This window comes from Sphingomonas arantia (genome assembly GCF_042682045.1).
Classification (GTDB): domain Bacteria; phylum Pseudomonadota; class Alphaproteobacteria; order Sphingomonadales; family Sphingomonadaceae; genus Sphingomonas_R; species Sphingomonas_R arantia.
Genome location: NZ_JBHUGS010000001.1, coordinates 229,700 through 248,269 on the forward strand (window position 1 = coordinate 229,700; position 18,570 = coordinate 248,269).

Genomic DNA, 18,570 nt, shown 5'->3' on the forward strand with positions numbered 1-18,570 from the left:
TTCTCGACAGGCTCGAACCGAACGGATCAGGGACGGCATTTGTTTGAGAGGGTCATGCGTTACAATTGCCCGTCCGGGTCCCGGCGGTCGCGCGGTTCCCGTTCGGTGCGGGGTGCGCGTTCGGGGCGGTCGCCGCGGGTGAGGACGCCGTCGAGCCATTGCTGGTCGAGGGCCGGTTCGCGTTGTTCGGGGGCGGGGTCTTCGGGCTGGTCGTCCTGCGCGGGGAGGCGCGGCGCGGGGGGCGCGATGTCGACGGGGGCGGTCGATTCGCCGTTTTCATCGACGAAGTTCTGATCGGGCTCGCCGAAATAGGCTTCTTCGTCAGGTTCGAGCTGCCATTCTGGGAGCGTCACGTCGGTCTTGAAGCCGGGGTCGGGACGGTTCGCGACGGCCTGACGCATGAAGGCGGCGAAGGCGGCGGCAGGCGCGCGACCGCCCTGCAACCCGCCGACCGACTTCGCGTCGTCGCGGCCCATCCAGACGCCGGTGGTGAGCCCGCTGGAGAAGCCGAGGAACCAGCCGTCCTTGTTGGACGAGGTCGTACCGGTCTTGCCCGCGACCGGGCGACCGATCTGCGCCGCGCGGCCGGAACCGGTGTTGACCGCGGTCTGGAGCAGGTCGGTCATTTGCGCCGCGACCTGCGGGGCGACGAGCACGCGGGCGTCGTCGGCGCGGTGTTCGTACAGCACCTCCTGCGTGCCCTGCTGCACCACGCGCAGGATGCCGTAGGGCATGACCGCGACGCCGCCACTGCCGACCGAGGCGAAGGCGCGCGTCATGTCGATCAGCCGGACGTTGGAGGAGCCGAGCACCATGGCGGGGTGGGTGTTGACGGGCGTGGTGATGCCGAACCGGCGCGCCATGTCGGCGACGGTGTCGAACCCGACCTGCTGCCCGATCCGCGCCGCGACCGTATTGATCGAGAAGGCGAACGCGGTGCGCAGGTCGATCTGGCCGGAGAAGCGCCGCGATGCGTTGCGCGGACTCCACCCGTCGATGTTGATCGGCGCATCGACGACCGGGGTGGACGGCGTCATTCCCGATTCGAGCGCGGCGAGATAGACGAACAGCTTGAACGCGGAGCCGGGCTGGCGCTCGGCCTGCGTCGCGCGGTTGTAGATCGACGAGACATAGTCCTTGCCGCCGACCATCGCGCGCACCGCGCCGTCCTGGTCGAGCGAGACGAGTGCCGCCTGCAGCCCGGCGGGCGTGTTGGCGCGGATCGCGTTGTCGGCGTCGCGCTGCATCCCGAGGTCGAGCGTGGTGTAGACGTCGATCGGGGCGGTGGTCTCGTCAATCAGCGTGTCGAGCTGCGCCAGGGCCCAGTCGGTGAAGTAGCGCACGCTGTTGCGCTTGGGTTCGGGGGCGAGCTTCACGTCGGCGGGGTCGGTTTCGGCCTGTTCGGCGTAGCTGATCTTGCCGGCGTCGCGCATCACGGACAGCACGACGCGCGCGCGTTCGACCGCGGCCTGCGCGTCGGCGCTGGGCGAATAGTTGGACGGTGCCTTGAACAGGCCGGCCAGGATCGCGGCTTCGCCGAGGCTGAGCCGCGTGCCGGGGTGGCCGTAGAATTTGCGCGATGCCGCGTCGATGCCGTAGGCGCCGCCGCCGAAATAGACGCGGTTGAGGTAGAGTTCGAGGATCTGGCGCTTCGAGAATTTCCATTCCATCGCCATCGCCAGGATGATCTCGCGGATCTTGCGGCCGGCGGTGTAGCTGTTGGTCAGGAAGATGTTGCGCGTGATCTGCTGCGTGATGGTCGACGCGCCCTGGAGGCGGCGGCCGGTGCCGCGCCGTTCCCAGGCGGTCTTGGCGGAACGCGCCATGCCGATCGGATCGATACCAGGATGGCGGTAGAAGCGCCGATCCTCCACCGCGACGACGGCGTCCTGCATGACGGACGGGACGGCATCAATCGGGATCCATTCGCCGGGGGCGGGGCCCATGTTAACGATCTGGGTGCCGTCCGCCGCTAGCACGCGGATCGACTGGCCGTTGGGGCTGAGTTTCAGCTCGTCATAGCCGGGCAGCGAGGCGACCGCGATCAGGACCGCGATGAACGTGCCGACCAGGCCGGCGACGCCGATTGCGACCAGCCATTTGACGATCGTCCCGAACCGCTTGCCGCGGCGAGGCTCGGGATTGGCGGCGGGGGAGCTGGGGGAGCGTGCCATCTATGGTCCGTCGGATTAGACGGGTTGCGATGGCGCGACAAGCCGGGACCGGCGGGACGGTGGGTAACGGGGGTTGGCCCGTTTCTCGGGTGATCCCGGCTTGCGCCGGGATGGTCGGTCAGTCCTCGCGCGGTTCGAACGCGAGCGCTGCGGAGTTCATGCAGTAGCGCAGGCCGGTTTCGCCGGGGCCGTCCGGGAAGACGTGGCCGAGATGCCCTTCGCAGGCGGCGCAGCGGACCTCGGTCCTGACCATGCCGTGGGCGCGGTCGACATGCTCGTCGACGGCGCCGTCCTCGGCGGGGGCGGTGAAGCTGGGCCAGCCGCTGCCAGAATCATACTTTTGCGCGCTGTCGAACAGCAGGGTGCCGCAGGCGGCGCAATGATATTCGCCCGGCGCTTTGTTGTCGTTCAACGGGCCGGTGAAGGCGCGTTCGGTGCCGGCCTGGCGCAGCACCTGATACTGTTCCGGGGAGAGGGTGGCGCGCCACTCGGCGTCGGTTTTCTCGATTTTTTCCATAACTGGAATTTGGGAAGCGCGCCGGGCTCCGTCAATGGCCGATGCGGGTGGCGCGGGCGGCGATGCGGGCGATGCCGGGCAGGGCGGCCAGCAGGCCGGTCATGGGCCCGCGCCAGCGCGGATGTTCGGCCATGTGGCGGATGGTGGAGGCGACGAGCAGCGGGCGGCGCGACCTGGCGGCGAAGTCGCGTTGCCAGGCCTGTGCGCCGGCGGGTCCGCTCTTGAGATAGGCTCTGGCTGCGGATGCGCCGCTGGCGAGGGCGATCGCGACGCCGTCGCCCGCGAGCGAGGCGATGACGGCGGCCTGATCGCCGAGCCGGAACAGGTTGGGCTCGGTTTCGCCGGTGCGCCAGCCGTACGGCACGCCGGCGATGGCGACCCAGTCCTGCGCGGTGGCGGCGCGATCGGCGAGCAGCGGGGCGTCGTGGGCGATATCTGCGAGCAACGCGTCGACCCCGCCGGGCCCGATGCGGTCGGCGCTGGCGGACAGGCAGAAATTGGCGCGGCCGTCCTCCTGCAACAGGATGCCGGCATAGCCGCCGTCGAAGGCGTGCAGTTCGATCATGCCGGTGAGTGCCGCGGTGAGCTTGGGCGAGACCGGGAGTGCGGTGCGGAAGCCGATCGAGGGGGCGAGGGGCCGTGGGCGGGCGAGGCCGCGCAGGTCGTGTTTGCCGGTGGCGAGGAACAGCGCGTCGCCGGTCGCGGTGTCGCCGTCGCGCAGGCGGAGCGTGGTGCCGGTCGCGTCACGGATCGTGACGCCGCGGTCTATGCGGGCGCCGGCGGTCGTGGCGGCGGCAAGGAGTGCTTCGTCCAGGATGCGGCGCGAGAGGCCGGCGGCGGGGTGGGGGAGCGCGGTTTCGACGATGCGCCCGCCGGCGATGACGCGGACGCGGGTGATGGGGTGGGCGCCGAGTGCGGCCGGGTCGATGCCCAGCGCGCGGAGGCTGGCGAGCGCGTCCCAGCCGAGGAAGGCGCCGCACACGATGTCGTGCGGGGCGGTTGTCCGTTCGAGCAGCCGGGGAGACGCGCCGCCGCGGGCGAGAAGGATCGCGGCGGTGGCACCAGCCGGACCGCCGCCGGCGATCAGCGGGGTCATCGTAGCCGTTCCACGCAGAGCCGGAACGGGAAGCGCCGCACGACCTTGGCCGCGGGGCCGATGCCGGCGTCGGCGAGGATCGCGTGCCATTCCGCCGGGCGGAAGGCGCGGGCGATCGAGAGGCGGCCGTCGGCGCGGACGATCGGGTGCCAGCGCAGGAGGGTGGCGAGCAGCGGGTAGCCGGCGTGGGCGAAGGCGTGGCGGTGGAGGTCGTTGACGATCCAGCCGGCGGCGGCTTCGGCTTCCATGAAGCGCAGGAAGGCGCGGAGTTGCGGCGCGGTCATGTGGTGCGCGACGAGGCTGGAGGCGACGATGTCGAAGCCGCCACCGGCGAGGTCCGCATAGTCGCCTGTGCGGTAGTCGATCGTCATGTTTGCGGGCGTTGCGGCCCGGGCGGCGGCTGCGCTGTTGGGGTTGAGGTCGATCCCGACGAGGTCCGCGACGATCCCGCGTTTCGCCGCCCAGCGCGCGATGGCGCGGAGCATGTCGCCCTCGCCGTAGCCGACGTCGAGCAGGCGGAAGCGTTTGCGGGTGCCGACCGCGCGCGCGAGGAAATCGAGCGTCGGGCGGCGCGCCATCGTGACGGTGTTGACGGTGGCGAGATCGGCCAGCACGGCGCGGTAGTCCGCTTCGGCCAAGTCGGGCGCGTCCATCGCCTCCTCGGCCGTGCTGCGAACCGCCAAGCTCATGCCCGGTGGAACCGGAAACCGTCGGCGGCGAGACCGGGGCCGAACGCGACGGCGAGGCCGTTGCGGGCATCGGGGCGGTCGAGCAGGTCGGCCAGCACGAACATCAGCGTGGCGGACGACATGTTGCCGTAGCGTTTCAGCACGGAGCGCGAGGCGTCGAGCGCGTTGGGGTCGAGCCCGAGCGCGCCCTCGACCGCGTCGAGGATCGAGCGGCCGCCGGCATGGACCGCCCAGGCGTCGATCGCGGCGACGCCGTCGGGGAACAGCCGGTCGCGGAAGGCGGGATCGGTGAGGGCTCGGCCGATATGGCCGGGGACCTCGCCCGAGAGGTGCATCGCGAAGCCGGTGTCGCCGATCGCCCAGCGGATCAGGTGCGCGGTGTCGGGCAGGGTGGCGGCGAACGGGCGTTCGATCGCGAACCCGCCAGGTTTGGCGGTGACGAGCGCGGCGGCGGCACCGTCGCCGAATTGCAGCATGGCGAGCAGCGGTTCGAGTTCGCCCGCGGGTTGCAGGTGGAGCGTCGAGAGCTCGACCGTCACGACCAGCACGCGCGCCGCGGGTTCCGACCGGACGATGTGGTGCGCGGTGCGCAGCGCGACGATCGCGGCATAGCAGCCCATGAAGCCGACGAGCGTGCGTTCGACCGCGGGATCGAGCCCGAGCCGGTCGGCCAGGATCTGGTCGAGCCCTGGTGCCATGAAGCCGGTGCAGCTGGCGACGACAAGATGGGTGATCGTGCCGAGCGGGGTCTGGCCGGCCAGCGCGGCGATGGCGGCGAGGGCGAGCGGCGGGGCGGCGTCGGCGTAGATCGCCATGCGCGCGGACGTCGGCGGCAGCGGATCGACCGCGTAGAAGCCGCCGTCCGCGACCGGCGATCCGCCGGTGGGGGTGGGCGGCAGCACGGACCAGCGCGCCGCGATGCCCGCGCGCTGGTCCATCCGGCGGAACAGCGCGGCCGCGCGTCGGTCGCCGGCCCCAATTCCTCCCGGCGCCTCGAGGCGTGCCGCGGCCCAGTCGACGAAGGCGCGGTGGATGTCGTGGGACGGGACGGCGGTGCCGATCGCGTGGATATGGGCGGTGGACGGCGGCACGCGGGCTCCCGGTTGGACAACAGTGGATGCTAATACGGATCGCGCGGGCTGTCGGTTCAAATATGCAGCGCGGATGTGGACATTCGGTCCCGGACGGGGGCAGGGCGGGGCGATGGAACAGGGCGCGGCAACCGAACACTATGACGCAATCGTGCTGGGCGCGGGGGCGGCCGGCATGATGGCGGCGCTGACCGCGGGGCAGCGCGGGCGGCGGGTGGTGGTGATCGACCATGCCGATGCGCCGGGGAAGAAGATCCTGATTTCCGGCGGCGGGCGGTGCAATTTCACCAATATCGGCACGGTGCCGGACCGGTTCGTGTCGAAGAACCCGCATTTCGCGAAGTCCGCGCTGGGGCGCTACACGGCCGCGGACTTCATCGCGCTGGTCGATCGGCACGGGATCGCGTGGCACGAAAAGACGCTGGGGCAGCTGTTCTGCGACGGCAAGGCGCACCAGATCGTCGACATGCTGGCGTACGAGATGCGCGCGGGCGGCGTCGAGCTGCGGCTGGGGCACCGGATCGAGTCGGTGACGCGCGACGGCGATTATGTGGTGGTCGCGAACGGGACGCGGTTCACGGCGCCATCGCTGGTGGTGGCGACGGGCGGCCCGGCGATCCCGCAGATCGGGGCGACCGGCTATGCCTATGACCTGGCGCGGCAGTTCGGATGCAAGGTGGTCGAGCCGCGGCCCGCGCTGGTGCCGCTGACTCTCGGTGGCGATGCGCTGGCGTTTCGCGGGCTGGCGGGCGTCGCGCTCGATACCGTGGCGAAGTGTGGGAAGGCGGCGTTCCGCGAGGCGTCGCTATTGACCCACAAGGGGCTGTCCGGCCCGGCCATTCTGCAGATCTCGTCCTATTGGCGGCACGGCGACAGCGTCGCGATCGACCTGTTGCCGGAACGCGATGCGACGGCGGCGCTGCTGGAGGCGAAGCGGATGCGGCCGCGGACCGAGTTGCGCCGCGTGCTGGCGGACCTGTTGCCCGACCGGCTGGCGGGCGTGGTCGCGGACGCGCTGGCGATGCCCGGCAACATGGCGGACCAGACGAATGCGAAGTTGGAGGCGGCGGGGCGGCGGCTTAACGGCTGGGACTTCACGCCGAACGGGACCGAGGGGTTCGCCAAGGCCGAGGTGACCGTGGGCGGGGTCGATACGGCCGGGCTGTCGTCGCGCACGATGGAGGCGAAGGCCGCGCCGGGCCTGTATTTCGTGGGCGAAGCGGTCGACGTGACGGGCTGGCTGGGCGGGTATAATTTCCAGTGGGCGTGGGCGAGTGGATGGAGCGCGGGTTTGGTGCTATAGGGCGCGATTACTCCCTTACCCGATCCGGATAATCTATGCCTTTTTCCCAACTGCCCCCCTTGCTGGCGGCGGCGTTGACCGAACGCGGTTACGAAACGCCCACCGCCGTACAGTCCGCCGTGCTGGAGCCCGACGCCGTCGGCCGCGACCTCCTTGTGTCCGCCCAGACCGGTTCCGGCAAGACGATCGCGTTCGGCCTGGCGTTCGCCGCCGAGCTTCTGCAAGGCGAGGAGCGGTTCGGTTACGCCGAGAAGCCATTGGCATTGGTCGTCGCACCGACGCGCGAACTGGCGTTGCAGGTCGAGCGTGAGCTGAAGTGGCTGTACCTGCAGACGGGCGCGCGGGTCGCGTCGTGCGTCGGCGGGATGAACGTGCGGCAGGAGCAGCGCAACCTGGCGCAGGGCGCGCACATCGTGGTCGGGACGCCGGGCCGGCTGCGCGACCATCTGGAGCGCGGCAGCCTCGTGCTCGACGGCTTGCGCGCCGTGGTGCTGGACGAAGCCGACGAGATGCTGGACCTGGGGTTCCGCGACGATATCGAGCAGATCCTCGACACGACGCCGGACAGCCGCCGTACGTTGCTGTTCTCCGCCACGTTGCCGCGGCCGATCGTCGATCTGGCGCGCCGGTACCAGAAGAACGGCCACCGCATCGAGACGATGGCGCGCGGTGAATCGCACGCCGACATCGACTATATCGCGATGACCGTCGCACCGGCCGACATCGAACATGCCGTCGTGAACGTGCTGCGCTACCAGGAAGCGCCCGGCGCGCTGGTGTTCTGCGCTACGCGCGACAATGTGCGCCGCATGCACGCCAGCCTGGTGGAGCGCGGCTTTGCAGCCGTGGCGCTGTCGGGCGAGCTGTCGCAGTCGGAACGCAGCCATGCGTTGCAGGCGCTGCGCGATGGCCGGGCGCGGGTGTGCGTCGCCACCGACGTCGCCGCGCGCGGTATCGATCTGCCCGGGCTCGAACTCGTGATCCACGCCGAACTGCCGGTGGGTGCCGATACGTTGCAGCACCGTTCGGGTCGGACGGGCCGCGCCGGGAACAAGGGCGTCTGCGTGCTGATCGTGCCGTTCCCGCGCAGGCGCCGGGCCGAGGGCATGATGCGGACCGCCAACATCCGCCCGCGCTGGGAAAAGGCGCCGACCGCGGACATGATCCGCGAAAAGGATCACGAGCGGCTGGTCGAGACGATCCAGCCGGGTGCCGCGGCCGAGGACGATCTGGCCGTCGCACGCGCGCTGCTCGAAAAGCATCCGGCCGAGGATATCGCGGCGGCGCTGGTGCGGTCGTACCGTGCCCGCCTGCCCGAGCCGGAGGACATGTTCGCCGACAGCGACCAGCAGGTCGCGCAGCGCATGGAAGGGCCGCGCCAGGGGTTCGAGGACACGATCTGGTTCCGGATGGACGTCGGCCGCCGCGGCAATGCCGATGCGCGCTGGCTGCTGCCGCTGCTGTGCCGTCGCGGGCACATCACCAAGAGCGAGATCGGTGCGATCCGCATCGGTGACTCGGAGACGGTGTTCGAGGTGCGCCGCGAGGTGGCCGAGCGTTTCGCCGAGGCACTGCGCCGGACCGCGGGTGGTGAGGACGATGTGTCGATCGAACCGCTGGGCGATCGCCCGCCGCCGCAGCAGACCCGCGTGCGGCGCGGTCCGCCGCCGGCGCGTGGCAATGGTGCGCCGAAGTATCAGCCGAAGCCGTATCGCGGTCGGAGCTGAATACTGCTCCCCCTCCCTTTCAAGGGAGGGGGCCGGGGGGTGGGTGGCGAGCGCAGACTCGCCGGTCGGCCCTTGTGACGCGCGCCGCCGTCTGCGCGGCGGGGGGGGGNCGCGGCGGCACCCACCCCCGGCCCCTCCCTTGAAAGGGAGGGGGGAATAGGGGGCCCAGATACAGAAAAGCCGGACTGGGGTTATCCCCGGCCCGGCTTTTTCTATGATGGTGCGGTCAAGAAGACTCGAACTTCCACGTCCTTTCGGACACAACGACCTCAACGTTGCGCGTCTACCATTTCGCCATGACCGCACATCAGGGACCTTGCCACGGCGAACCGCGACGTTGGTAGGCGGCGGTCTCTAGCAGCGGTGTCGGCCGATCGCAACCGCCTTTGGCCCGGTGCCCTTTTCCGATGCGACCGGACGCGTGACGCGGGGCGGGGGAGGCTGTACCGAGCGCGGCGTGAGGATGTTTCCGACAGCTTGGCAGGACGAGGCCCGGCGACTGACCGCGCTCGCGTGGCCGGTGGCGCTGGGCAGCCTCAACTGGACGTTGATGCACCTGATCGACGTCGCGGTCGTCGGGCGCGCCGGGGTGGACGAGCTGGCGGCCCTGGCGGCGAGCCGAAGCGTGACGTTCGTGATGATCGTGATGGGACTTGCGGCGCTGGTCGGCGTGCTGGTGTTCACCGCGCGGGCGGACGGCGCGCGCGATCCGGCGCAGACCGGCGGCTGCCTGCGCGTCGGGCTGATTTATGCGGTGCTGCTCGGCGCGTTGCTGGGCGGGACATTGTGGCTGGGGGGCGAGGCGATGTTGCGCGCGGCCGGCGTGGCGCCCGCGTTGGTGCCGGAGGGCGGCGCAGTGGTGCGCGCGATGGCGGCGGCGATGCCCGCGCAGCTGATCCTGATCGCGACGGGGTATTTTCTGGAGGGGATCAGCCGGCCGGGGCGCGTGACGGTGGTGAACCTGGTCATGCTGCCGGCCAATGCGGTGCTGGCCTGGGCGTGGGTCGGCGGGCATGCGGGCCTGCCGGCGCTGGGTGCGGTGGGGGCGGCGCATGCGACCGCGACGGTGTCGGCGCTCGGCGCGGTCGCGTTGCTGGGGGCGACCTGGACCGTGTCGGATGCCGGGCCGCGGCGGATCCGCGACCTGTCCGTGGCGGCGTGGACCGCGGCGTTGCGCGATGTGCCGCAGGTCGCACGATTCGGCGTGGTGCCGGCGTTGACGTCCGCGCTGGAGCTGATCGGGTTCGCCTGGCTGATCGTGCTGTCGACGCGGCTGGGCGATGTCGCGGCGGCGGGGTTTCAGGCGATGTTCTCGCTCCACAACCTGGCGTTCGCGACCGCGCTGGGGTTCGGATCGGCGGCAGGCGTGCGGGTCGGCAATGCGGTCGGGGCGGGGGAGCCCGAGCAGGCGGTGCCGCGCACGTTGATCGCGGTCGGGCTGGCCGCGCTGGCGATGGGGGGGATGGGGGCGATCCTCTGGCTGACGGCGGACTGGATCGTGCCGCCGTTGTCCGCGCCCGACCCCGCGGCGATCCGGATGGGGATCGTCCTGGTCGCGACGCTGGCGCCGTTCATGCTGTTCGACGGGATCCAGCTGGTGCTGGTCTATGCGCTACGGTCGCTGGGCGATCAGGTGGCGGCCGGGGTGAACGGCGTGGTGGCCTATTTCGGGGTGACCGGCGGGCTCGGCTGGTGGCTGTACGTCGCGGGTTGGGGCGCGCCGGGGCTGGCGCTGGCGTGCGGCGGCGGAATGGTCGCGGCGGCGGCGTTGCAGGGCGCGCGGTTCGCGGTGATCGCCCGGCGGCTGGGGCTCAGTTCGCGATCGGTTCCGCCAGGCGCAGGCTGACGTCGGCCGATCCCTTCGGCACATCGACCGCGGCGCTGTCGAAATCGACGCTGGCGCCGGGTTGCAGCGTGCGGGCGGGCCGCGTGATCGTCCAGCTATAGACCGTGCGGCGCGACGCATCGCGCAGTTCGGCGCGGATGTCGGGCACCGGCTGCACCGTGTCGGTCGGGTTGATCACGACGCCGCTGACTTCGAGCAGCTCGTTGCCGCTTTCCATCACGCGCCGTTCCTGGCGCAGCGATTTGACGTAGAGTTTCTGCGTGCTGCCGGTGGTGAGCCCGACCCGGCCGGCCATGTCGCCGGGGACGAGCACGAGCAACGCCGCGATCGCCGCAATCAGCAGGACGCCGACCAGCACCGCGATCAGCGTCCAGAGCTTGGCCGGGTTGCGGCGCGGGCGGAACGGCGGGGCGTGCGCGAACGGATCGATCCCGCTGCGCGCGGCGAGATCCTCCTCGCCGTAGACGCGGCGCGGGTGATCGGCGGCGGGGGTTGCGGCCGGCGTGGGTGCCGGTGGTGCTGCGACCGGGGCGGGCTGTGCCGCGACCGGGGCCGGAACCGGAGTCGGTACGGGGGCGGTGGCGACGGTCGGCAGCGGCTCCGTGGCCAGCACCGTCGCAGGTGCCGATTCGAACCAGCTGTGGCGGCAGGCGGCGCAGCGGACCTGGCGGCCCGTGGTGCCGATCGCGGTGTCCGGGACCAGATATCGGGTGGAACAGGCGGGGCAGATGAGGATCATCGGTTTCCGGACGGTCTGGCAGCGGGGCGGGGGTGTCCGGATCGATAAAGCACCTTGTCCGCATCGCGGCAAGCGGCGCGGCGCGATGGTGCGGTCGGTCCGCCGCTCCGACCGGCCGGCTTGCGGAGCGGACCCGCGCCATGCCAAGGCGGGCGCGGAAGGGAGGGCCATGGGCAGCATCGTCCGGTTCGAGAATGTCGGCCTGCGCTACGGCTCGGATGGAGGATCGGATGGCGAGACGCTGTCCGACCTGAACTTCGCGCTTGCGCCGGGGGCCTTCTATTTCCTGACCGGCGCGTCGGGCGCGGGCAAGACGTCGCTGCTGCGGCTCCTCTATCTCGCCCAGCGGCCGACGCGCGGCGCGATCCACCTGTTCGACGAGGATATGGTGACGGTACCGCGCGACCGGTTGCCCGGGTTTCGCCGGCGGATCGGCGTGGTGTTCCAGGATTTCCGACTGATCCCCTATCTGTCCGTGTACGACAATGTCGCGCTGCCGCTGCGCGTGGCGGGGGTGGAGGAGCGCGATCTGGACGCGCCGGTGCGCGAGATGCTGGCGTGGGTCGGACTGGCGTCGCGGTCCGATGCGTTGCCCGCGACATTGTCCGGCGGGGAGCAGCAGCGCGTGGCGATCGCGCGCGCGGTGATCGCGCGGCCGGAAATACTGGTCGCGGACGAGCCGACCGGGAACGTCGACCCGGAGATGGCCGGGCGGCTGCTCCACCTGTTCGATGCGCTCAACCGGCTGGGCACGACGATCGTGGTCGCGACGCACGACATCCATCTGCTGTCGCGCGTGTCGAACGCGCAGACGTTGCGGCTGGAGGCGGGGCGGCTGTCCGATCCGACCGGTGCGCTGCGTTATCCGCCGCGGACCGGGACATGAGGCGGCTGGTGGCGCTGTTCCCGTCCGTGCGTGCGGCCGACCGGCGGTTGCTGCGCGAGGGGCGGCTGTCCGGGCCGATGCCGTGGGTGCTGGCGATCATGCTGTTCCTGACGACGCTGGCGGCGGCGGGCGGGCTGGCGCTGAGCCAGGCGGCGCGCGAGATCGGCGGCGACCTGGCCAATCGCGCGACAGTACAGATCGTGCAGGCCGATGCGGCGGCGCGCGAGCGGCAGGCGGCGGCGACGCTGGCGGTACTCGGCCGCGACCCGGCGGTGACGAGCGCCGACCGGGTGGGTGCGGCGGAGATGGCGACGCTGCTGGAGCCGTGGCTCGGCGCGCAGGGGACGGACGACCTGCCGCTGCCGGTGCTGATCGACGTCGCGCTGGCGCGGGCGGACGCGGTGCCGGCGCTGGCGGCGGGGTTGCGGACGGTCGCACCCGATGCGCGGATCGACGATCATCGTGCGGCGCTGGCCCCGGTGTCGCGGCTGATCGGGACGCTGCGCTGGCTGGCGCTGGCGATCGTGTTGCTGATGGTGGGGGCGACCGGGTTCGTGGTGGTGCTGGCTGCGGCGTCGGCGCTCGACATGCATCGCGGGACGATCGATGTGCTGCACCTGTTGGGGGCGACCGATATCCAGGTCGCGCGGCTATTCCAGCGGCGGATCGCGCTCGACGCGCTGTTCGCCGGGCTGATCGGGCTTGGGGCGGGCGTGGCTGTGCTGGCGCTGCTCGGGCGGCAGCTGGCGGGGCTGGGGTCCGAACTGGTCGGGTCGGTATCGTTGCCGCTGTGGGGTGGGGGCGTGCTGGTCGCGTTGCCGCTGGCGACGACATTGCTGGCGGCGGCAGTGGCGCGCTGGACCGTGGTGCGCGCGCTGGGGCGGCTGCTGTGATCGTCCGGCTGGGATCGCTGGTGCTGGTCATATGGGCGCTGGGGTTCGTGTGGTTCACGGTCGCGCTGCCCGGGCCGGGGCCGGACCAGCGCACCGACGGGATCGTGGTGGTGACCGGCGGGCCGGGGCGGATCCAACGCGGCGTGGCGTTGATGGAGGCCAAACAGGCGCGGCGCATGCTGATTTCTGGTGTCGACCGGCGCGTGCGGCCGCGGGACCTGGTGGCCGAATATGGCGTGCCGCGCCGGCTGATCGCGTGCTGCATCGACCTGGGCGACGAATCGGTCGATACGCGTAGCAACGCGGACGAGACGGCGGCCTGGGTGGCGCGGCACAAATACCGGTCGGTGCGGCTGGTGACGACCGACTGGCACATGGCGCGCGCGCGGTTCGAGCTGCGCCGCGTGTTGGGTGACGGCGTCGCGGTGGTGCCGGACGGGGTGCGCAGCGAGCCGAGTTTCGTGGTGCTGATGACCGAATATACCAAGTATCTGCTGCGGCGCGTGGCGGCGCCGCTTGGGTATTGATGCGTCTGTTCCCGGCCGAGAATTGATTTGAGAGAGACCTTCGACCCATGGCCCTGATCCGATCAATCCTGTTCGCGCTGTTCTTCTATCCGGGGTCGGTGGGGGCGGTGACGCTGGCGCTGATCGTGGCGCCGCTGGGGACTACGCCGGTGCTGAAGGTCAGTCGCGGCTGGGCCTATTGGCACCGGTGGTGCGCGCGCTGGCTGCTCGGCATCCGGATCCGGGTGGAGGGGGTGATCCCGCAGGAGCCGGCGCTGGTGGCGGCGAAGCACGAGTCGATGTTCGAGACGCTGGAGCTGATCATCCTGCTGCCCGACCCGGCGGTGGTGGTGAAACAGGAGCTGACCGAGATCTTTGGCTGGGGCCGCGCGGCGCGGGCGCACGGCGTGATCCCGGTCGATCGCGAGGGATCGGCGACCGCGCTGCGCATCATGATGCGCGCGGCCAAGGCGGCGGTGGCGGCGGGCCGGTCGATCGTGATCTTCCCGGAAGGCACGCGGACGGCGCCGGGCACGCGCGCGCCGTTGCGGCCGGGGTTCGCGGGATTGTACCGCACGCTCGGGTTGCCGGTGGTGCCGGTCGCTTTGGATAGTGGGCGGGTTTATCCCAAGGGGTTCGTGAAGCATTCGGGCACGGTGACGTTCCGGTTCGGGCCGCCGATCGTGCCGGGGCTGAAGCGTGAGGCGATCGAGACGCAGGTGCTGGACGCGATCAACGCGCTGAACGGGCCGGTGCGGCAGGCGTAGCCCCGGTCGACGCGCGGGCCTGGGACGTTTTGCCAATGGCGGGCGATCGGTGGATGAGGCACCAACGCGGTGACGATCGATCGGCTTTGGGGGCGTGCCGTGAAGCAGCGTGGCGGAATGCGGTGGGCGGTCGCGGCGGCCTGCTGCGCGAGCGGAGCACTGGCGGCTGAACCCGTGCCCAATCCCGCCCGGGTGCCGGATCGCCAGGTGGCAATGAACCGCGTCATGGCGGTGGCGGAGAGCGCGGGTCTAGCCGGGGAGATCGTGTTGGCGGACGGTGACGGGCCGATCCTCAATCGGGCGCGCGGGGCGGCCGACCGGGAACGCGGCCGGGCGCACCGGGTGGGCGACCGCTGGCTCTGGGCGTCGGTGACCAAGCAGGTGCTGGCCGTGCTGGTGATGCAGCAGGTCGAGGCCGGGACGCTGGCGCTGGACGGGACGATCCGGCGCTATCTGCCCGACTGGCCGGGGGCAGCGGGGGATCGGATCACCGTGCGGCAGTTGCTCCAGCATCAGTCGGGTTTGCCAAACCCGAACGAGACGACGGCGAACGCGGACGAGGTGCCGGCATTCTATCTGGAAACCGGTGCGCGGATCGGGGACCGGGCGCGGGCCTATGGCATTTGCGCGGGCACAGGGAAGCCCGCGGGGGCCGGGTTTTCCTACAATAATTGCGATTATCTGGTTCTGGCGGCGATCCTGGAGCGGGCGAGCGGGAAGTCGTTCGCGGCGCTGGTGGCGGAGCGGATCGCGCGGCCGCTCGGGTTGCGGACGTTGCGGATGGCGCGCGATGGTGTGCCGTGGGGCGGGGCGGCGGCGATCGGGTATACCGCGGGGGGCCGTCGCTATCCGGCGATCAATGTGGCGACTTATGGGGCCGCCGGGGGGCTGACCGGGTCCGCGCGGGATCTGGCGGATTTCGATCGGGCGCTGGTCGCGGGGACGTTGCTGTCGGCGGAAAGCCGGGCGGTGTTGTGGCGGGGTGATCCGAAGCTGGGATATCAGGCGCTGGGGGTGTGGTCGTTTCCGGCGCCGCTGGCCGGTTGTACGGGGCCTGTGACGTTGATCGAGCGGCGCGGGGATGTGGCGGGGACGCAGGTGCGCAACGTCATTGCGCCGGCGCTGGGGCGGTTGGTTGCGGTCTTCACGAATGATGACAGCGTGGATTTTGGGGAAATCTGGCAGGGGAAGGGCTTGTCCCATGCCTTGCTGTCTGCGGCGTTCTGCCCGCCCTCGGGGTGAGGGGATTCGTGGGGGCGTTGCGCGGAGTTCTCGACAGGCTCGAACCGAACGGGGTGGGGGGTTTGGGGTTTTCGCTGGCCTTCGAGCGTAGCTTTGAGGGCCTGTCGGCTTCTCGGCTGCGCTCGAAGGGTCCCTCGACTTCGCTCGGGATGGACGGGGTGGGAGGCGTTACCTAACCACGGGGAGCGCGATGTAGCTGGCCCGGGACGGCGCGTGGTAGATGCGTTGCGTGGCCTTCACATAGTCGGCGGGCTTGGCGTCCAGGATGTTGGGGACGAAGGTCTGCGGGTTGCGGTCGTAGAGCGGGAACCAGCTCGACTGGACCTGCACCATGATGCGGTGGCCGGGGAGAAAGACGTGGTCCGCGTCGGGCAGCGTGATGGCGTAGGGCACGACCTGGCCCGCCGGGACGGGCGTCGCCTTCGACGGATCATCGCGGTAGCGGGCGCGGAGCACGTCCATCGCGACGGCGAGCTGGTAGCCGCCCATTTCCGGCTTTTCGGGGACGAGGTCGGGGTAGACGTCGATCAGCTTCACCACCCAGTCGCTGTCGGTGCCGCTGGTCGAGGCGAACAGGTGGGCGATCGCCTGGCCTGCGATCTTCACCGGCGCGGTCAGGACGGGGGTGGAGTAGGTCAGCACGTCCGACCGGCCGGCGGCGAACCGCTGATCGTCGACCAGCCATTGCCGCCAGGTGGAGCCGGTCGCCCAGGGCGAGATGTTCGGGCGCTGGCGATAGGTGACCGGCTTGGCCGGGTCGGAGATATATTCGTCGTACGCAGCCGCGGTCGCGGCGGGCGCGGTGCCGAGCGTCAGGCCGCTGTTCGCGGTGAGATACATTGGCGTCATGCCGGTCGCGCAGCCGGTGGTGCAGGCGAGCGGCCAGTCGGCGTGGCGGGTCCAGCGGTTGGTGCCGGTCTCGTACGCGGTGACGGGCGCGATGTCGGCGGCGGGGGCGCCTTCCTTCAGCTTGCTGTCGAGGAACGGGATCATCACGTCGCGGCGGAACGCCTTGCCGGTGTCCGATCCGAATTCGATCGCGCCAAGCCGCGAGGCATCGCCATTGCCCTGACCGTGATGCCACGGGCCGAGCACGAGGTGGGCTTTGCCGTTCGATCGCGCCTTGGTTGCGGCAAAAGCGGCAGGGGCGCCGTAGATATCCTCCTGATCCCACAGGCTGTCGACGAACAGCGTGGGGACGGTCAGCGGCGCCTTGGCGAGCAGCTTGTCGACCGCCTGTTCCTGCCAAAAGGCGTCGTAAGCCGGATGCTGGAGGATGCGGTTCCAGAAGGGGAGCTGCTCCATCTTCATCGCGCGGCCGTAGGCGGCGGGGGAGCCATAGGCCATGAACGTGTCGTAATCGTCGTAGCGCGTGCTGTACCATTCCAGATCGGACCCCTTGGTCGCGGTCTGCTTGTAGACGTAGCTCATCATTTCCTGGCGGAACGCGCCGTTGTGGAACCAGTCGTCGCCCTTCCACACATCGACCATCGGGTTGATCGGGACGGACGCCTTCAATGCGGGGTGCGGGTTGATGAGGCTCATCAGCGCGGTGAAGCCGTCGTAGCTGGTGCCGATCGTGCCGACGCGACCGTTCGATTCGGGGACGTTCTTCACCAGCCAGTCGATCGTGTCGTAGGCGTCGGTCGCGTGATCGACCTTGGTTGGGTTCAGCGGACCGCGCAGCGGGCGGTTCATGACATAGTCGCCGCCCGACCCGTCCTTGCCGCGGACGTCCTGCCCGACGATGATGTAGCCGGCGCGCGCCAGTTCGGCATAGGCGGGCGAGAGATTCTGTTCGATCAGTGGACCACCGCCGCCGCGGGCGAGCATCCGGTCCGCATCATAGGGCGTGCGATCGAGCATGATCGGGCCGCGCTTCACCGCGTTGGGGACGAGGATGACGGTATGCAGCTTCACCCCGTCGCGCATCGGGATCATGACGGTGCGCTTGACATAGTCGTAGCCGGTCCGGACCGGCACGAACGCCTTGGGCACATCGCCGCCGGGCGGGATCGCGGCGACCGTCGCGACCTTTGACTCGATCTGCGCGGCGGCGGGGGCGAGCGCGGTGCCGAGCAGCAGGGCGGCAGCGACGAGGTCGAACGATTTGAAACGCATGTGGTGCAGGTCCTCGCGGTCCGGTCTGGGCAAGCGCCCAAGGAACTACAAAGACCCGTCGCTGTCCAACGATAACGCCCGCCGCCGGTGAGGGCGGGCGCGCCGGTCACGCCTCCGGGAAGTCGGCGGCGAGGGCGGTGTCGCGGGCGGCCTCGATCTCCGCGATGCGTTCGTGGAGCGCCTTGACCACCGCGTCATAGCCCCATCTGCCGAGCACGAGGTGGCGCGGGGCGTCGGCCTGTTCGGTCAGCGCGATCATCGCGGCGGCGGCGCGGACCGGGTCACCGGCCTGCGTGCCGCTGATGCCTGCGGTGCTCGCCATCCGCGCGCCGGCGGTTTCGGCATAGTCGACGATGACGTTGGGCGTCTGTTTCAGCGAGCGGCCGGCCCAGTCGGTGCGGAACGGGCCGGGTTCGACGCAGGTGACGGCGATCCCGAGCGGCGCGACCTCGGTCCGCAGCGCGTCCGAGAAGCCTTCGACCGCGTGCTTGGAGGCGGCGTAGTAGCCCGAGCCCGGGAAGCCGACCATCCCGGCGACCGACGTGATGTTGATGATGTGGCCCGCGTGGCGGATTCGCATGCCGGGCAGGACGGCGCGGGTGAGCGCGAACAGGCCGAAGACGTTGGCGTCGAACTGCGCGCGGATCTCGACGTCGTCGCCCTCCTCGATCGCGGCCTGGTAGCCGTAGCCGGCATTGTTGACGAGCACGTCGATGCGGCCGAAGCGGTCCTCCGCGGCGGCGACTGCAGCGGTGACCTCGTTGCCGATCGTGACGTCGAGCGACAGGCCGAGTGCGCGGTCCGGATCGATCGCGACGATATCGGCGACGCGGTCCGCATCGCGCGCGGTGGCGACGACGCGCCAGCCCTTGGCCAGCACCGCCTCCGCCAGCGCGCGGCCGAACCCGGTGGAACAGCCGGAAATGAACCAGACGGGGGTTTCTGCTGCGGTCATGGGGTGTTCCGATCTTGA

General features: G+C 70.6%; 16 protein-coding genes and 1 tRNA gene. 8 read left to right on the top strand and 9 right to left on the bottom strand.

The features are described from left to right. Positions 1-59 precede the first annotated feature (59 nt). From ACFSGX_RS01115 to ACFSGX_RS01135, 5 genes are all read right to left on the bottom strand, one after another. Positions 60-2,174, bottom strand: a complete 2,115-nt coding sequence (locus ACFSGX_RS01115) for a transglycosylase domain-containing protein (RefSeq protein ID WP_380926832.1) — start codon at positions 2,172-2,174, stop codon at positions 60-62. A gap of 118 nt (positions 2,175-2,292) precedes the next feature. Further along, positions 2,293-2,691, bottom strand: coding sequence for a peptide-methionine (R)-S-oxide reductase MsrB (gene msrB, locus ACFSGX_RS01120; RefSeq protein WP_076068846.1), 399 nt, complete (start codon positions 2,689-2,691; stop codon positions 2,293-2,295). Between the two features lie 31 nt (positions 2,692-2,722). Continuing rightward, on the bottom strand, positions 2,723-3,787 hold the full coding sequence (locus tag ACFSGX_RS01125; RefSeq protein ID WP_380926834.1) for an NAD(P)/FAD-dependent oxidoreductase: 1,065 nt from the start codon (positions 3,785-3,787) through the stop codon (positions 2,723-2,725). Continuing rightward, positions 3,784-4,476: a methyltransferase domain-containing protein gene (locus ACFSGX_RS01130; RefSeq protein WP_380926836.1), complete on the bottom strand. Its 693-nt coding sequence runs from the start codon at positions 4,474-4,476 to the stop codon at positions 3,784-3,786. The genes ACFSGX_RS01125 and ACFSGX_RS01130 overlap by 4 nt, the downstream gene beginning before the upstream one ends. Then, positions 4,473-5,567 (bottom strand): type III polyketide synthase, encoded by a 1,095-nt coding sequence (locus ACFSGX_RS01135; protein WP_380926838.1) that lies wholly within the window; start codon positions 5,565-5,567, stop codon positions 4,473-4,475. Before ACFSGX_RS01135 ends, ACFSGX_RS01130 begins: the two co-directional genes overlap by 4 nt. Before the next feature lie 73 nt (positions 5,568-5,640). On the opposite strand from ACFSGX_RS01135, the gene ACFSGX_RS01140 reads away from it, so the two are divergent. Together ACFSGX_RS01140 and ACFSGX_RS01145 are read left to right on the top strand one after the other, a co-directional pair. Beyond that, positions 5,641-6,870, top strand: coding sequence for a BaiN/RdsA family NAD(P)/FAD-dependent oxidoreductase (locus ACFSGX_RS01140; RefSeq protein WP_380926840.1), 1,230 nt, complete (start codon positions 5,641-5,643; stop codon positions 6,868-6,870). 35 nt (positions 6,871-6,905) lie between these two features. Beyond that, positions 6,906-8,597: a DEAD/DEAH box helicase gene (locus tag ACFSGX_RS01145; protein WP_380926842.1), complete on the top strand. Its 1,692-nt coding sequence runs from the start codon at positions 6,906-6,908 to the stop codon at positions 8,595-8,597. A gap of 218 nt (positions 8,598-8,815) precedes the next feature. Here ACFSGX_RS01145 and ACFSGX_RS01150 read toward each other — a convergent pair. Continuing rightward, positions 8,816-8,901: transfer RNA gene (locus ACFSGX_RS01150), tRNA-Leu, on the bottom strand. Positions 8,902-9,060: 159 nt separating this feature from the next. On the opposite strand from ACFSGX_RS01150, the gene ACFSGX_RS01155 reads away from it, so the two are divergent. Further along, positions 9,061-10,443: an MATE family efflux transporter gene (locus ACFSGX_RS01155; protein ID WP_380926844.1), complete on the top strand. Its 1,383-nt coding sequence runs from the start codon at positions 9,061-9,063 to the stop codon at positions 10,441-10,443. On the opposite strand, the gene ACFSGX_RS01160 is transcribed toward ACFSGX_RS01155, so the two are convergent. Then, a complete protein-coding gene (locus tag ACFSGX_RS01160) occupies positions 10,409-11,182 on the bottom strand; it encodes a zinc-ribbon domain-containing protein (RefSeq protein WP_380926846.1) in 774 nt (257 codons plus the stop codon). The two genes, ACFSGX_RS01155 and ACFSGX_RS01160, sit on opposite strands and share 35 nt — an antisense overlap. A 169-nt stretch (positions 11,183-11,351) precedes the next feature. Between ACFSGX_RS01160 and ftsE the strand changes: the two genes are divergently transcribed. The 5 genes from ftsE (at position 11,352) to ACFSGX_RS01185 (ending at position 15,476) form a co-directional block, all read left to right on the top strand. Beyond that, positions 11,352-12,068, top strand: a complete 717-nt coding sequence (gene ftsE, locus ACFSGX_RS01165) for a cell division ATP-binding protein FtsE (RefSeq protein WP_380928190.1) — start codon at positions 11,352-11,354, stop codon at positions 12,066-12,068. Then, a complete protein-coding gene (locus ACFSGX_RS01170; protein WP_380926848.1) occupies positions 12,065-12,961 on the top strand; it encodes a cell division protein FtsX in 897 nt (298 codons plus the stop codon). The genes ftsE and ACFSGX_RS01170 overlap by 4 nt, the downstream gene beginning before the upstream one ends. Further along, on the top strand, positions 12,958-13,488 hold the full coding sequence (locus ACFSGX_RS01175) for a YdcF family protein (protein ID WP_380926850.1): 531 nt from the start codon (positions 12,958-12,960) through the stop codon (positions 13,486-13,488). Before ACFSGX_RS01170 ends, ACFSGX_RS01175 begins: the two co-directional genes overlap by 4 nt. Before the next feature lie 47 nt (positions 13,489-13,535). Continuing rightward, entirely contained in the window at positions 13,536-14,234 is a 699-nt protein-coding gene (locus ACFSGX_RS01180) for a lysophospholipid acyltransferase family protein (RefSeq protein ID WP_380926852.1), read from the top strand. Positions 14,235-14,303: 69 nt separating this feature from the next. Further along, on the top strand, positions 14,304-15,476 hold the full coding sequence (locus ACFSGX_RS01185) for a serine hydrolase domain-containing protein (RefSeq protein ID WP_380926854.1): 1,173 nt from the start codon (positions 14,304-14,306) through the stop codon (positions 15,474-15,476). Between the two features lie 168 nt (positions 15,477-15,644). Here the strand turns inward: ACFSGX_RS01185 and ACFSGX_RS01190 are convergent, their stop codons facing one another. Together ACFSGX_RS01190 and ACFSGX_RS01195 are read right to left on the bottom strand one after the other, a co-directional pair. Then, positions 15,645-17,597 carry a CocE/NonD family hydrolase gene (locus ACFSGX_RS01190; protein WP_380926856.1) on the bottom strand — a complete coding sequence of 651 codons (1,953 nt, stop codon included), beginning with the start codon at positions 17,595-17,597 and terminating at the stop codon, positions 15,645-15,647. Between the two features lie 106 nt (positions 17,598-17,703). Then, positions 17,704-18,552, bottom strand: a complete 849-nt coding sequence (locus ACFSGX_RS01195) for an oxidoreductase (RefSeq protein WP_380926857.1) — start codon at positions 18,550-18,552, stop codon at positions 17,704-17,706. Between the last annotated feature and the right edge of the window lie 18 nt (positions 18,553-18,570).

Bases quoted from the DNA above. Each gene is read 5' to 3' on its own strand.
- ACFSGX_RS01115 (WP_380926832.1), bottom strand. From the start codon at position 2,174: ATGGCACGCTCCCCCAGCTCCCCCGCCGCCAATCCCGAGCCTCGCCGC.
- msrB (WP_076068846.1), bottom strand. From the start codon at position 2,691: ATGGAAAAAATCGAGAAAACCGACGCCGAGTGGCGCGCCACCCTCTCC.
- ACFSGX_RS01125 (WP_380926834.1), bottom strand. From the start codon at position 3,787: ATGACCCCGCTGATCGCCGGCGGCGGTCCGGCTGGTGCCACCGCCGCG.
- ACFSGX_RS01130 (WP_380926836.1), bottom strand. From the start codon at position 4,476: ATGAGCTTGGCGGTTCGCAGCACGGCCGAGGAGGCGATGGACGCGCCC.
- ACFSGX_RS01140 (WP_380926840.1), top strand. From the start codon at position 5,641: ATGTGGACATTCGGTCCCGGACGGGGGCAGGGCGGGGCGATGGAACAG.
- ACFSGX_RS01145 (WP_380926842.1), top strand. From the start codon at position 6,906: ATGCCTTTTTCCCAACTGCCCCCCTTGCTGGCGGCGGCGTTGACCGAA.
- ACFSGX_RS01155 (WP_380926844.1), top strand. From the start codon at position 9,061: ATGTTTCCGACAGCTTGGCAGGACGAGGCCCGGCGACTGACCGCGCTC.
- ACFSGX_RS01160 (WP_380926846.1), bottom strand. From the start codon at position 11,182: ATGATCCTCATCTGCCCCGCCTGTTCCACCCGATATCTGGTCCCGGAC.
- ftsE (WP_380928190.1), top strand. From the start codon at position 11,352: ATGGGCAGCATCGTCCGGTTCGAGAATGTCGGCCTGCGCTACGGCTCG.
- ACFSGX_RS01170 (WP_380926848.1), top strand. From the start codon at position 12,065: ATGAGGCGGCTGGTGGCGCTGTTCCCGTCCGTGCGTGCGGCCGACCGG.
- ACFSGX_RS01180 (WP_380926852.1), top strand. From the start codon at position 13,536: ATGGCCCTGATCCGATCAATCCTGTTCGCGCTGTTCTTCTATCCGGGG.
- ACFSGX_RS01190 (WP_380926856.1), bottom strand. From the start codon at position 17,597: ATGCGTTTCAAATCGTTCGACCTCGTCGCTGCCGCCCTGCTGCTCGGC.
- ACFSGX_RS01195 (WP_380926857.1), bottom strand. From the start codon at position 18,552: ATGACCGCAGCAGAAACCCCCGTCTGGTTCATTTCCGGCTGTTCCACC.